Source organism: Rickettsiella endosymbiont of Dermanyssus gallinae (assembly GCF_019285595.1).
Lineage (GTDB): Bacteria > Pseudomonadota > Gammaproteobacteria > Diplorickettsiales > Diplorickettsiaceae > Rickettsiella_B.
This window is the reverse complement of record NZ_CP079094.1, coordinates 738,578-751,770: the sequence shown is the minus strand read 5'-3', so window position 1 is coordinate 751,770 and position 13,193 is coordinate 738,578. Positions and strand designations below refer to the sequence as shown.

The window sequence follows — 13,193 nt, the reverse complement described above, 5'->3', positions numbered from 1 at the left end:
GACTATATACTCACAGCAATGGGATTTTCGGCAAGGCGCCGCGAAAATGAAGCAACCGGAGTGTATACATGATACATGAGGATTGCGAATTGAGCGGGAACACAGCCGAAAATTCTAGTGCGAAGAGTAGCCTGCAAAAATTGTACATTGAAACCCATGGCTGCCAGATGAATGAATATGATTCGGATAGCATGGCCAACCTGTTGCATCATTCTCATGGCTTAACCCTTACCAAAGATCCTAGCGAAGCCGATGTGCTGTTGTTAAATAGCTGTTCTATTCGTGAAAAAGCGGAAGAAAAAGTATTTTCCCAAGTCGGTAAATTTCGTAAAATAAAAGATCGACATCCGCACGTGATTATCGGTGTGGGTGGCTGCGTCGCTAGTCAAGAAGGCGCGGGCATTCGTCAGCGCGCACCGTATGTGGATATCGTATTTGGCCCACAAACACTACACCGCCTACCCCAACTCATTGACCACGTTTTAGAACAAAAACGCCCTATTGTGGATATTTCCTTCCCGGAAATCGAAAAATTTGACCATTTACCGGCACCGCGTGCAGAAGGCGTGCGCGCTTTTGTCTCTATCATGGAAGGTTGTAATAAATATTGTAGTTTTTGTGTTGTTCCCTACACACGTGGTGAAGAAATTAGCCGTCCTTTAGATGATGTTTTGGCAGAAGTGGTGGCGCTGAGCGAACAAGGTGTACGTGAAATTACCTTATTAGGTCAAAATGTTAACGATTACCAAGGTCCGCGTCACGAAGGTGGGCTGGCTGATTTGGCAGATCTTATACGCTATATAGCGGCTTTAGACGGCATTGATCGTATTCGGTTTACCACCTCACATCCATTGGCCTTTTCTGAGCGATTAATCCAAGCCTATGCCGATATCCCAAAGCTAGCTAACCATTTACACCTACCGGTACAAAGTGGCTCAGATCGCATTTTAGCAGCGATGAAACGAGGCTATACCGCACTAGAGTTTAAGTCCAAAATGCGCAAACTACGCAAAGTACGACCCGACATTAGTATTTCTTCTGATTTTATCATTGGCTTCCCTGGGGAAACCGAAGATGACTTTCAAGCCACACTCAATTTAGTTAAATCCGTGGGCATTGATCACTCCTTCAGTTTCATTTATAGCCGCCGCCCCGGCACCCCCGCCGCCGAGCTCCCCGATAATGTACCCCTAGAAACCAAGAAGCAACGTTTACAGATTCTGCAAAATCTCCTAGTATTTCAAGGAGGGGCTATCAGTGAAACGATGCTTGGCAAGGTAGGACAAATACTGGTAGACGGCCCTTCTAAGAAAAACGACAATGTTCTGCAAGGGCGTACAGAAAATAACCGTGTCGTGAACTTTAAGGGTAATACTCGCTTAATAGGACACATTGTTCCTGTCACGATTACGGAGGTCTTGAAAAACTCTTTACGAGGAGAATTAGTAATCGCTTGAATACTCAACCAGAGCCTTACAGTTTTCAACTTAGCCCCGAAGATAATCACCGTTTAGCGAATCTTTGTGGGCCCTTTGACCAGCACTTACGTCAAATTGAACAGCAGCTGAATGTTTCCATTTATAATCGTGGCCACGACTTTCAAATTAATGGCCCTACGCCATCTGTTGAAGTAGCCGCTAAAGTTTTACATCATCTGTATGAAGAAACACAGGGTAAAACCACATTAACCGCTAATAACATTCACTTAGTCTTGCAAACCCTACAAACGGATAGCGCTGAGCCAGAAAAAACGAATTCGCCGGCTGAAGTCATCATACACACAAGGCAGGGAAAGATTAAATCGTGCAGCCCTAATCAAGAACTCTATCTAAAAAATATATTAAGTCATGATATTAGTTTTGGTTTAGGACCCGCTGGAACAGGAAAAACTTACTTAGCAGTTGCCTGTGCGGTTGCCGCCTTAGAAAAAGAAAAAATTAGTCGTATTATTTTGGTACGACCCGCTGTAGAAGCAGGCGAAAAATTAGGTTTTTTACCCGGCGACTTTTCACAAAAACTCGATCCTTATTTTCGGCCTCTCTATGATGCCCTCAACGAAATGTTAGGTTTTGAACAAGTGCTACAATGTGTAGAACAACATATTATTGAAGTCGTTGCATTAGCTTATATGCGCGGCCGTACACTCAACGATGCATTTATTATTTTAGATGAAGCACAAAATACGACCAAAGAACAAATGAAAATGTTTTTAACACGTATAGGCTTTAACTCTAAAGTCGTCATTAACGGCGACATTACACAAACTGATTTACCACGCGGTGTAGAATCCGGTCTACGCCACTCATTAGCTATTTTAAAAGGTATTAAGGGTATTAGCTTTACTGAGTTTGATTCACCCGACATCGTCAGACATTCTCTTGTACAAGCCATATTACATGCTTATGCCCAATACGAAACCCAAAAAAAAGCAGATTAAAATCGCCATACAAAACATGACGCGCCGATCTTTTATTCCTAAGCGCTATTATTTTCAACGTTGGGTCGATAAGGCGCTGATTAATCGCACACGCTTATCAGAAATTACCATTCGATTGGTGGACAAAAAAGAAAGCACGGATCTCAATGAAGCTTTTCGTCATAAAAAAGGACCGACGAATATCTTATCTTTTCCTTTTGAACCACCGCCTGAAATTTATTCGCCTTTATTAGGTGATTTAGTAATTTATGCCGGTCTTGTTAATCAAGAAGCCAAACAACAGAAAAAAACACGTTTAGCGCATTGGGCACATTTAGTGATTCACGGCTGTCTGCACTTAATCGGCTATGATCATGCAAATGAAAAAGATGCCACTAAAATGGAAACACTTGAAATTCAATTATTACAGGAACTAGGTTATGCAAACCCCTATCTCTGACGATAAACGACAAAGAAAAAAAAATCGTCACTCCTCCTGGTTAAAACGGTTTAATCAAATATTATCCCGCGGCCCTAGAAATAGAGAGCAATTAGTCCAGCAACTACGCACCTCCAAACAACGTAAATTACTGGATGCACAAGCACTAAAAATGATAGAGGGTGTATTACAAATATCGGATCGTCACGTACGCGACATCATGATTCCACGCGCTAAAATAACCGTTATCTCAGACACCACCTCCCTACCTGAACTTTTACCGATTGTGATAGATTCAGGCCACTCTCGTTTTCCTGTTATTAGCAATAGTAATAAAGAAGTCATTGGATTATTACTTGCAAAAGATTTACTTAAATATAATCCTCTAGTGCACTCACAGCAATTGGATTTTCGGCAAGGCGCCGCGAAAACGAAGCCACCGGAGTGTATTAAAATACATGAGGATGGCGAGTTGAGCGGCAACACAGCCGAAGATTCAAGTGCGCAGATTGCACATCAAGATAACTTTAATATTCGCGATATTATACGTCCTGCGGTGTTTATACCCGAAAGTAAACGCTTAGATAGCTTACTCGAAGAATTTCAACATAAACACTATCACATGGCTATTGTGGTAGATGAATATGGTGCGGTTTCAGGACTTGTCACCATTGAAGATGTACTCGAAGAGATTGTGGGCGAGATTGAAGATGAATATGATGATAACGAAGAAATTTTTGTGCAAAAACAAACAGAACATCAATTTTTAGTCAAAGCACTCATGCCGATTGAAGCATTTAATCATTATTTTTCTTCCGATTTTACAACCGAACAATTCGATACCATTGGTGGATTTATCGCCAACCGTTTTGGCTACCTACCCAAACGTGGCGCTAGCATTACGCTAGCACCTTTACATTTTAAAGTATTGCGTGCCGATAATCGTCAAATCCGTTTATTACAAGTCACTAGCGACAACGATACCTAATCGTGTTAGCAGAAATTTCAATCGTTTCTTTTTTATTTTCTAGTCTGTCCTGCATTTTTTTTAACGGAGAATGCAGACTGCTAAAAGCTTCTTTGTGTTTAAGACGCGCTTGATCTTCGCTTCCATTCTCCTTTTCTTTTTCAATATAAGCGGCTACTCCGTCGTAATGCACTGCAGGCGCATGAGATACCGGCTTATTAAAAGCGTTAATCTTTGCCCGGATATTTTTTATTGGCTTTATAATAAACCGTTCAACGATTTCTTTAATTGTATAGAAAAAATTCTTTAACCAATTAATTTTCCTTGAAATAAAGGCTTTAAAGTAGGCTTTGCGAGCATCCCTATAACGTCGAAGCATCGGATAGAATTGCTTTTCTCTATACCATACGAATCGCCTATAAGCCTCATCACCTTTACCCTTCGCATTTGCCGCTAACTCAAGATTTTTTTCTTTAAGATAGGTATCCCTTAAACATTTTAACGTCTGCTCTGCACACTTTAAATCATAACGCGCCTCTACGAATGCTATTTTGAAAGAAAGATAGGATGGCTCTAGAAAGGCTTCCTCTTCTTCCTCACAACAAGATTGTTCGGCAATCGCCTCATTCGGCAATTGAGGTTTGACTGCCACGCTCTCTGCGCACGCTTGAAACTTTGCGCTTGCTCGCATTTGAAACATTGCTACTGCCTCTTCCGCTGCTAACATGCTGCTATCTACCTCGTCCTCGTTTAATTGAGACGACGAGCAATCACTCAAGCTTTGATGAGGCATTGTCAATTTTATCTGTCAATATAGAGATAACTCATGGTACTGACAAATCCTTAAACAACCCTTAAGTTGACCCCCATAACATCAATTGCATCTTTAAACTAAAAAATTTCTACTTCTATTTCTCGCGGCTAATACTAAGGTTTAATTACATTAAAAGCTCTGTGCTATCATAATATTTTCTACGCCACATAGAAAAAACAAAAAAATCTCAATTATAAATTAAACTATTTAAATCATCTTACTTAACAAATATGCATAAAAATAATATTACAAAAAAAATAGTTAACCACTGGAACAACTTCGTGTTACCCATAGAAGAAATGATCTTAACTAGAACACCTGAAGAAGCATGCTATAAAAAAATAATCAATCCCTTACTAGATAGCTATAGAAAAAATATGACACACAGTATTAACTTATATAGAGAAAATAGAGAATTAAAAACTATATTAACCAAACGACTCACTTGCATAGAAAATTTTGTTAAATTAAAAAAATATTAGCAAATAAACCCTCGTTCAATGAACAAAATGAAAATAATATTTTTTTTCATACCGAAAGAAACTCCCTAAAGCAATTGACGAAGGAACTAATCAAACATAACCAATACATTCAAACCCATAGTATACGCCTAGCAAGTCATCAAATACCTGAAGATCATATACAACCATTAATATTTAATATTCTTGCCGAAGCTTTTGATCATTTAGCTGCTTTAGATTGGAATAGCATGGTTCTAAACCGAACCGATTCAAATCCGGAGGAGTTTTACCCTATTTGCTTAAGCGTATTAAACGCCTATGAAACACGCCTTAGATGCCTAAGAGCAGAAAAAGAACGCTTACCTAACATCGAAATGCGTCTATTATGTGATAAAAAAATATTAAACACCCTTGAAAATATAAGCATGACGATTTATGAATCCTATAAAACATATAATATCCTTTTATCTACTCGCTATTTAGTAAATAGCGGGCAAGAATTAAATGCTATCGGAAATAAATCCGATATCCCTCTGAAACAGGCACCTATAACCCGTAAAAAACGATTAAGTAAAGATATGCGTCAAAGTAATAACGATAGTAGTTTCTTCAAATGTAAAAAACCTAAACTTACACCTATTAAACAAGTCACAAAACGCCAGGCAACACAACGGTCATAAGTTAAAAGACCAGATGTATCAGCAATAAAGCATACAAGTGACTTGTATGCTTTATTTTATTGCACACCTGAATGACCAAATCCGCCTTGCCCACGCTCGCTTTCAATAAATTCAGGAACAATCTCAAACTGCGTTCTGACCACAGGAACAAAAACCAGCTGAGCAATGCGCTCCCCCGGCTGAATAGCAAAACTATCTTTGCCTCGATTCCAGCAAGAAATCTTTAACTCACCCTGATAGTCCGAATCGATTAAACCTATCAAGTTACCTAATACAATGCCATTTTTATGCCCTAAACCCGAACGTGGCAAAATAACCGCCGCCATATCCGGCTGTGCAATATGCATGGCTAATCCGGTGGGAATCAACTCCACTTGATTGGGCAGCAATTGGACTGTTTCTGTCAGGCAGGCGCGTAAATCGAGGCCTGCCGACCCATCCGTGGCATAAGCGGGCAATGGGAAAGCTTGTCCTAAACGCGCATCTAGAATTTTAAGCTGTATATTTTTCATACAATTTCCTTCTTTTAGACCATGGTTTTGCCCGCTAGATTATACCCTCTATCTGGCAAATAGCCCCTCCCCTACTATACTTTTCTTATACAGACAGTGAATAGAAATACAGCATTTTTTTTCTTCGTGGAGAATAAATTATGAAAAAATTCAATTCTTTTCTATTAATCGGCGTTGCCCTCGTTGGGTTAACAGCTTGTGACAGTATGTCACCTGACCAACGTGCTGTTGCCGGTGGATTAGGTGGTGCTGCTGTAGGTGGTCTTTTAGGTAACACTATCGGTGGCGGTACAGGTCGAACCGTCGCTACCATCGCTGGCGCAGGTATCGGTGCTGTTGCAGGTAGCTCATTAGCGCGTGGCAGCAACAATAATCAACAACAAGTACGCTACTATCGTGGTCAAGACGGTAGATACTATCCTGTTCGATAATCTAAAAGGGATTCAATGTCGTTCAAGCATATGCTTTTAACCTAGCACATGCTTGAACACTACCCCTCTCTCCATCCCCCTCTTTACAACCGTATCGCTGAATTTACTGAAAATGCTATACTTTGAAGCTTAAAATCACTATTTGGCTTACTATGCGTTTAGAAAGTATCAAATTAGCGGGATTCAAATCATTTGTTGATCCAACGACCCTCGCCTTTCCTAGCAATTTAACGGCAATTGTAGGGCCCAATGGCTGTGGAAAATCAAATATTATCGATGCCATTCGCTGGGTGATGGGCGAAAGCTCTGCGAAACAACTACGCGGTCAATCCCTAGACGATGTCATCTTCAATGGCTGTACCACACGTAAACCCCTGGGCCAAGCCGCCATTGAGCTCAATTTTGATAATTCTGATGGTAGCCTAGGCGGCAAATATAGTAGTTATGCGCAAATTTCTATACGACGTGAAATCACCCGAGAAGGCCAATCCATCTATTATCTCAATGGATCACGTTGTAGACGTCGCGATATACGAGATATCTTTCTAGGCACTGGCCTAGGCCCTAGAAGCTACGCCATCATCGAACAAGGCATGATTTCACGAGTGGTAGAAGCAAAGCCCGATGAATTACGTGCCTATATAGAAGAAGCGGCGGGAATTTCCAAATATAAAGAACGACGCCGCGAAACGGAGAACCGGCTAGAACATACGCAAGAAAATCTAAATCGATTAAATGATCTGAGAGAAGAGCTCGCTAAACAAGCTAAACATTTACAACGTCAAGCCAACGCGGCGGAACGTTATAAAAACCTTAAAGAGGAAGAACGCTTACTCAAAGCCCGTCTTCAAGCACTGCGCTATCGAACACTGAATAATCAATTACAATCCCAATTAATTGCTATTACTGAAACCGAGGGACAGCTTAATGAAACACAGGGTCAGCAACAAACGCTACTAAAAGAGTTAAACCAGGATCGCGATCAGCAAAATGTAATAAGAACAGACTGTGATGTGTTGCAAAGTCGTTATTATGAATTAGGTAATGAAATAACGCGTTTAGAAGAAAAACTACGCAGCCAAACCGCGCAGTTTAAACAAAACCAACAGGAAGAAAGTGAGCTCAGCCAAAAAAACATTTTCTTAGATCAACAATCGCAAGAAAACCAAGCCCTACAAAATCACTTGAATCAAGAGATAGCGATCTTACATAAAGACTGGACTGCCGCTCAAAAAACCACAGCAGAAAGTCAAACCGCCTTAAAACAAAGCGAACAAGACTTAAAAAATTGCCAATTACAATGGGAAGAATTTCAAGCGCATGTTGCGCAATTAACACAGCAAAATCGTGTTGCACAAACGCAACATCAACACTATCAACAACAGTCAGAAACATTAAAAAAACGCATTGAACGATTAGAGCAAGAACAAACGGAACAGAATCAAGTTTTGAGCAACGATAAAGATATTGCCGATCTGACTGTCGCGTTAACCGAATCTCAGCAAAAACAAGCCGATGCTCAATTAGAACAAACACAAACCACCCAACAAATTAATGCACAACGCTTAGCGTTGCAGCAATTAGCCAAAGAATTAGATCATTGTAAAAGCCAACTGCAAAAAAATCAGGGACATACCGCTTCTTTAATGGCGTTACAACAAGAAGCGTTAGGACAGCGTGAAGAATCACTGCTGACTTGGCTAAAAAAACATAACTTAAATGAACACCCTCGTCTTGCACAATTAGTACAGGTTGAAACCGGCTGGGAACGCGCGGTAGAAGTCGCTTTAAATCAGCATATACAAGCTGTTTGTTTCACTGATCGCGACTCCTTAGACGACTTTTTCCAGCAATCACTACCTGACAGTTCCGTTAGTTTGATGGCAAAATCTACGCCGTGTGAACACACCTCATTGCAATTTGAATCGCAACTCCCGCTGCCGCGACTGAGTACAAAATTAACCGCGCCTTGGCCACTTGATAACTTATTAGCGGGCGTTTATGTCGCCGAAACGCTGTCAGAAGCACTGACACACAGCAAACAATTAAAAGGCTATGAGTCTATTATTACCCGCGAAGGTGTTTGTTTAGGCAATCATTGGCTTAGCTTGAGTAACAATAGCACGGTTAAAACAGGACTCTTACAACGTGAGCGTGAAATAAATACTTTAAAGAAAGAACAGAATGCGCTTCAAGCACAAATTGACACACAACAAACCGATTACACCGCTAAACAAAAACAGCTTAAAGAACTAGAAGAAAAATTAGTAGAAAAGCAAAAACAATTAAGCGAAGTGATGTCTTGTCAAGCGGATTTAAAAGCACGCCATCAAGTCAAAGAAGCTCGGTTATCGCAGGCAAAACAACGCATGCAACGTATCCAGCAAGAACTACAAGAAAATAAAGCACAATGCGACGAAATGGACATACAATGGCAGCAAGTCAGACACGATCAAATAAGCACGCAAACACAACTCGATGAAGTACAGCCACAACGCGAAGCTTTACTTGAAAATAAAGCCCAACTACAAAAAAGATTAAGCGCAGCGGCAGAAAAAGCGAAAACGGATGAAACCCAACGCCATCAACTCGAACTACGTAAACAAACGGCAGAACATCAATTTAAAACGCTAGAAGAAACGATTACACGCTTACAGCAGCAACAAACACGGCTAAAAGAACGTGTTTCGCATCTTCAGCAAACACTTGAAGGCGCAGAAAATCCCTTACTCACGATAAAACAGCAACTGGATTCCCTGAGCGAACAACGTCATACGCTAGCAAGCGAACTCAAACAAAGCCAAACAATACTTCAAGATATTGAACAACGTTTGAAGCGCAAGGAACAACAGACACAAAGCTTAGAAACGGATCTTAGCCTGGATCGTGATGATCTAGAACAGCGACGTCTGCAATGCCAAGAATTACGCGTGCGTGCTAAAACGCTGGAAGAACAACTACACGAACAAGCCTATGAAGTAGAAACCTTACTAAACGAATTACCAGATGAAGCTGATATTTCAAACTATGAAACACAACTTAGGGAAATAACACGCCATATTGAACAAATTGGCGCAGTTAATCTAGCCGCCTTAGAAGAACACCAATCTGTTTCAGAACGAAAAATCTATTTAGATGCACAACATCACGATTTAGAACAAGCATTAGAAACCTTAAAAACAGCCATCCAAAAAATGGACAAGGAAACACGCAGTCGGTTTAAAGAAACGTTTGATAAAATTAATCAGAATTTTAAAGACTTATTTCCGCGTTTATTTTCTGGTGGCGAAGCGTCATTACAACTTCAAGATCCTGATTTATTGAGTAGCGGCATTTGCATCATGGCGCAACCGCCAGGAAAGCGTAATAGCAGCATCCAATTATTATCGGGTGGAGAAAAAGCGCTGACCGCAACAGCGTTGGTATTTTCATTTTTCCAACTCAACCCAGCGCCTTTTTGTATGTTGGATGAAGTAGATGCGCCGCTTGATGACACCAATGTGCTTAGATTTTGTAAACTGGTAAAAGAAATGGCTACTGACGTACAATTTATCTTTATTAGCCATAATAAAGTCGCTATTGAAATGGCACAACATTTAGCCGGCGTTACGATGCATGAACCTGGCGTATCGCGCTTAGTTACCGTAGATATTGAGAAAGCGATAGCCATTGCATCCGCTTAAGTCTACAATTTATTATTTGCAAAGCGTTGGAGAGTGTAGAGTATGGATATCGATTATTTATTAATCATTCTACCTGGCATTGTTTTCCTTGGATTTCTCGGGTTAATTCTCGTTATTTGGCAATATGGTAATTTCCGTAGCAAAAAAGACGACGAAGATGAAGATGATGTGCTATCAACCATGCCTTCTAAAAACCTCTATAAAACAACACCTCATTATTCTCATGTAGAAGATGAAGAACTCATACTCGATGAATCCATGAGTGAAATCAATACAAAAGAAACTAGCGCGAACGTAACAGAATCACTTATCATTCTGCATCTACTCGCCGCAGAAGAAAGACCTTATGTAGGTTATGAATTGGTACAAACACTGAGTAGCGCTGGATTTTACTATGGCACCATGAATATCTTCCATTACTATGAAGATCAAAATGAAAAGAACCCACGCTTATTTAGTCTGGCTTCGGCCGTTGAACCGGGTACGTTTGACTTAACACACATTGCTGAGATCCTAGCGCCGGGATTATGTTTATTTATGTCACTTAAAGATAAAAATGCGCTGGCTAACTTTGAATTAATGTTAGAAACGGCACAACTGCTTCTTCAAGATTTAGGCGGCACACTGTGTGATGGACAACGTCAAGCGCTCACTGACGACGTATTAACGCATTATCGTTCACAACTCTATAGCTATGCCTAAACCATCCTCCGCACTTATAAAAAAAATTACCGCACTTAAAAAAAAAATCAATGAACATAATTACCGTTACCATATTCTAGATGATCCACAAATCAGCGATGCCGCCTTTGATAAACTTTTTCGAGAATTACAAACACTTGAGCAACAACATCCCGAACTTATTACGCAAGACTCACCTACCCAACGGATAGGCGCGACACCTTTAAGCAGTTTTAATCAAGTTGAGCATGCCATGCCCATGCTTTCGCTGGACAATGCTTTTTCTGATGAAGACGTTTTGGCTTTTAACAAACGCATTCAGGATAGACTGGGTAGTGACAAAGCCGTCGAATATGCTTGCGAACCCAAACTCGACGGCATCGCCGTCAGCTTGACTTATCAACATGGAAAATTAATCCGTGCCGCAACGCGTGGTGATGGAAATATCGGTGAAGACATCACCTTAAACAGCCGAACTATTTTAAGCATTCCTTTACAATTACGCGGTTCTGATTATCCCGATACCTTGGAAGTACGTGGCGAAGTTTATATGCCTAAAAAAGCTTTTCAGCAACTCAATCAGAAGCTACAGCAAGCCGGCGAAAAAACGTTTGTTAATCCACGCAATGCCGCGGCAGGCAGTCTACGCCAATTGGATCCGAAAATAACCGCACAACGCGCCTTAGCTTTTTTTACCCACAGTGTTGGTGCCATTAAAAATGGTCAATTAGCAGATAAACACACCGCTATTTTGCAACAATTCGAACAATGGGGCCTACCCCGCTGTCCGCAAACACAATGTGCACAAGGCATTGAAGCTTGTTTAGACTATTACCATAAAATAGCTGAACAACGATCCCAACTACCCTATGAAATTGACGGTGTCGTTTATAAAGTCAATGCCTTGGCATTACAACAACGCTTGGGCTTTATATCACGTGCACCTCGTTGGGCACTGGCACATAAATTCCCTGCACAAGAGGAATTAAGCCGCGTTTTAGCGATTGAGTTTCAAGTGGGGCGTACGGGTGCCCTAACTCCTGTCGCGCGCTTAGAGCCGGTCTTTGTAGGCGGGGCTACGGTTAGCAACGCTACTTTACACAATATCGATGAAGTGACGCGCAAAGATATACGGGTAGGCGATACGGTTGTTGTACGCCGTGCTGGTGACGTCATTCCAGAGGTCGTTCGTGTTATTAAAGAAAAACGCCCTCAACACACACACCTGATACAACTACCCAAAAACTGCCCTGTCTGTGGTTCAGAGGTCACTAAATTAGCCTCTGAGTCCGTGGCACGCTGTAATGCTGGTTTATATTGCCCCGCACAACTTAAAGAGGCCATTAAGCATTTTGCTTCACGCAAAGCCATGAATATCGAAGGCCTGGGTGATAAAATTGTTGACCAACTCGTAGAAAAAGCGCTGATCAACGATGTAGCCGATGTGTATACACTCACTACCACTCAATTAGCTAGCTTAGAACGCTTAGGGGGAAAATCAGCGGGCAAACTATGTCGTGCCATTGCGGCCAGTAAAAATACCCGCTTTTCCCGCTTTCTATATGCCCTAGGCATACGTGATGTCGGTATTTCTACGGCTTTAAATCTTGCTCAACACTTTCAGCAACTCCAACCTTTAATGCAAGCCGATAAAGCACATCTACAGTCCATTTCTGATATTGGCCCTATTGTCGCGATGCATATCAAGAAATTCTTCACACAAACCCACAATCAAGAAATCATTCAACGTCTCTTGGCGGCGGGTATCCATTGGCCCAAACCCACCTTAAGTAAAAAACAAACGACCCTGGCAGGAAAAATTTTTGTTTTAACCGGCAGCTTAAATGATTTAAGCCGTGAAGAAGCCACCCATCAACTACAAGAACAAGGCGCAAAAGTCAGTAGCAATGTCAGCAAAAAAACAGATTATGTGGTCTTAGGCAAGGATCCTGGCTCAAAATTCAGCCAGGCTAAAAAATTAGGGGTTACTTGTTTGACCGAAGCAGAGCTGCAAGCCTTGTTAAGAAGCCTTTGAGGCTAAACACCATACACTTCGCTTTTTAACTAAAGTCTGTATTGACATTTAATGACTTATACAGTTTATTAGTC

General features: G+C 41.0%; 11 protein-coding genes. 9 read left to right on the top strand and 2 right to left on the bottom strand.

The genetic code is table 11. The features are described 5' to 3' along the window. Positions 1-131 precede the first annotated feature (131 nt). Genes miaB through KX723_RS03800 form a run of 4 tightly spaced genes read left to right on the top strand, consistent with a single transcriptional unit; the run spans position 132 to position 3,843 of the window. Positions 132-1,457: a tRNA (N6-isopentenyl adenosine(37)-C2)-methylthiotransferase MiaB gene (gene miaB / locus KX723_RS03815; RefSeq protein WP_246562574.1), complete on the top strand. Its 1,326-nt coding sequence runs from the start codon at positions 132-134 to the stop codon at positions 1,455-1,457. After that, positions 1,454-2,437: a PhoH family protein gene (locus KX723_RS03810; RefSeq protein WP_218814740.1), complete on the top strand. Its 984-nt coding sequence runs from the start codon at positions 1,454-1,456 to the stop codon at positions 2,435-2,437. The genes miaB and KX723_RS03810 overlap by 4 nt, the downstream gene beginning before the upstream one ends. Beyond that, positions 2,403-2,876, top strand: a complete 474-nt coding sequence (gene ybeY / locus KX723_RS03805; RefSeq protein ID WP_218814952.1) for an rRNA maturation RNase YbeY — start codon at positions 2,403-2,405, stop codon at positions 2,874-2,876. Before KX723_RS03810 ends, ybeY begins: the two co-directional genes overlap by 35 nt. Next, positions 2,857-3,843 (top strand): CorC family transporter, encoded by a 987-nt coding sequence (locus KX723_RS03800; protein WP_246562536.1) that lies wholly within the window; start codon positions 2,857-2,859, stop codon positions 3,841-3,843. Before ybeY ends, KX723_RS03800 begins: the two co-directional genes overlap by 20 nt. Here the strand turns inward: KX723_RS03800 and KX723_RS03795 are convergent. Next, positions 3,824-4,549, bottom strand: a complete 726-nt coding sequence (locus KX723_RS03795) for a hypothetical protein (RefSeq protein WP_218814739.1) — start codon at positions 4,547-4,549, stop codon at positions 3,824-3,826. The genes KX723_RS03800 and KX723_RS03795 overlap by 20 nt on opposite strands. Before the next feature lie 643 nt (positions 4,550-5,192). Between KX723_RS03795 and KX723_RS03790 the strand changes: the two genes are divergently transcribed. Beyond that, positions 5,193-5,777, top strand: a complete 585-nt coding sequence (locus tag KX723_RS03790) for a hypothetical protein (protein WP_218814738.1) — start codon at positions 5,193-5,195, stop codon at positions 5,775-5,777. Between the two features lie 56 nt (positions 5,778-5,833). On the opposite strand, the gene dut is transcribed toward KX723_RS03790, so the two are convergent. Continuing rightward, positions 5,834-6,289, bottom strand: coding sequence for a dUTP diphosphatase (gene dut, locus KX723_RS03785; protein WP_218814737.1), 456 nt, complete (start codon positions 6,287-6,289; stop codon positions 5,834-5,836). 140 nt (positions 6,290-6,429) lie between these two features. On the opposite strand from dut, the gene KX723_RS03780 reads away from it, so the two are divergent. From KX723_RS03780 to ligA, 4 genes are all read left to right on the top strand, one after another. Then, entirely contained in the window at positions 6,430-6,720 is a 291-nt protein-coding gene (locus KX723_RS03780; protein ID WP_218814736.1) for a glycine zipper 2TM domain-containing protein, read from the top strand. 152 nt (positions 6,721-6,872) lie between these two features. Beyond that, positions 6,873-10,403: a chromosome segregation protein SMC gene (smc, locus tag KX723_RS03775; RefSeq protein ID WP_218814735.1), complete on the top strand. Its 3,531-nt coding sequence runs from the start codon at positions 6,873-6,875 to the stop codon at positions 10,401-10,403. 42 nt (positions 10,404-10,445) lie between these two features. Next, positions 10,446-11,105: a cell division protein ZipA gene (gene zipA, locus KX723_RS03770; RefSeq protein WP_218814734.1), complete on the top strand. Its 660-nt coding sequence runs from the start codon at positions 10,446-10,448 to the stop codon at positions 11,103-11,105. Continuing rightward, positions 11,098-13,119 (top strand): NAD-dependent DNA ligase LigA, encoded by a 2,022-nt coding sequence (gene ligA / locus KX723_RS03765; protein WP_218814733.1) that lies wholly within the window; start codon positions 11,098-11,100, stop codon positions 13,117-13,119. Before zipA ends, ligA begins: the two co-directional genes overlap by 8 nt. Positions 13,120-13,193: the final 74 nt, after the last annotated feature.

Bases quoted from the DNA above. Each gene is read 5' to 3' on its own strand.
- dut (WP_218814737.1), bottom strand. From the start codon at position 6,289: ATGAAAAATATACAGCTTAAAATTCTAGATGCGCGTTTAGGACAAGCT.
- zipA (WP_218814734.1), top strand. From the start codon at position 10,446: ATGGATATCGATTATTTATTAATCATTCTACCTGGCATTGTTTTCCTT.
- ybeY (WP_218814952.1), top strand. From the start codon at position 2,403: ATGCCCAATACGAAACCCAAAAAAAAGCAGATTAAAATCGCCATACAA.
- KX723_RS03800 (WP_246562536.1), top strand. From the start codon at position 2,857: ATGCAAACCCCTATCTCTGACGATAAACGACAAAGAAAAAAAAATCGT.
- KX723_RS03795 (WP_218814739.1), bottom strand. From the start codon at position 4,549: ATGTTAGCAGCGGAAGAGGCAGTAGCAATGTTTCAAATGCGAGCAAGC.
- ligA (WP_218814733.1), top strand. From the start codon at position 11,098: ATGCCTAAACCATCCTCCGCACTTATAAAAAAAATTACCGCACTTAAA.
- smc (WP_218814735.1), top strand. From the start codon at position 6,873: ATGCGTTTAGAAAGTATCAAATTAGCGGGATTCAAATCATTTGTTGAT.
- KX723_RS03780 (WP_218814736.1), top strand. From the start codon at position 6,430: ATGAAAAAATTCAATTCTTTTCTATTAATCGGCGTTGCCCTCGTTGGG.